General features: G+C 70.4%; 1 protein-coding gene. It reads right to left on the bottom strand.

Features of this window, described 5'->3' with window-relative positions; translation table 11 throughout:
- Window positions 1–216 precede the first annotated feature (216 nt).
- Window positions 217–848: TolC family protein (locus ACEN88_RS32985; RefSeq protein WP_413346502.1), on the bottom strand; the 632-nt coding region annotated here is incomplete at its 5' end.

The raw sequence follows: 848 nt of genomic DNA, 5'->3' as shown, positions 1-848 counted from the left end.
GCAACGTGGCGCTGTGGGCCGCGGTGCACAAGGACGCCACGCCGCTGGGCAAGGCACGCCGCGACTACTTCTGGCTGAACAAGGGCCCGTGGCGTGGACGGTGGCGCACAGGGTCGCTGCGGCCAGCGCCAGGGGGGCGAGGAGGTGCTTCATTGGGGTCCCTTGTGAGGTTGACAATCCTGAGATTGTAATCCTCTTCGGGCCCCCGTTGAACGATCAGCGTGATGCGACGGTCGCTTCCGCTTTACCCTGCTGCCATCCGCCGCCCAGCGCACGCGCGACGGACACCGCCGCCAGCAGCCGCTGCGTACGGATCTGCGCAGCCGCGCGGTCGGCGGCCAGCGCGGAACGCTGCGCATCGGTGACGTCGAGATACGTCGACACGCCGCGGTCGAAGCGCGCCTGCGCCACCTGCACGGCGCGCACGGCGGCCTGCTGCGCCTGCACCTGCACGTCGCCCTGCTTCTGGCGCTGCTGCACGTCCGACAGTGCATCCTCCACTTCGCGCAGCGCCGTCAGCAGGCGGCCTTCGTGGTTCGCGACGGCTTCGTCGTAGCGCGCCTTGGCCAGCTTCACGTTGGCCTCGATGCGGCCGCCCTCGAACACCGGCAGCGACAGCGCGAGCGGTCCGAACGAGAACTGGCGCGCGCTGCCCTTGGCGAGGTTGCTCAGCGTCTCGGACGCATAGCCGAAATTCCCGGTCAGCGACAGGCTCGGATAGTACGCGCCTTCCGCCACGCCCACCTGCGCATTGAACGCCTTCAGGGTGGCGACGCTCGCGGCGAGGTCCGGACGCTGGCCCAGCAGGCTCGCCGGCAGGCCGACCGGGATCGCGGGCACCGCGCTGC

It is taken from the genome of Massilia sp. CT11-108 (assembly GCF_047302915.1).
Lineage (GTDB): Bacteria > Pseudomonadota > Gammaproteobacteria > Burkholderiales > Burkholderiaceae_D > Telluria > Telluria orientalis.
The sequence above is the reverse complement of the archived record's forward strand: the minus strand, read 5'-3'. Positions and strand labels throughout refer to the sequence as shown.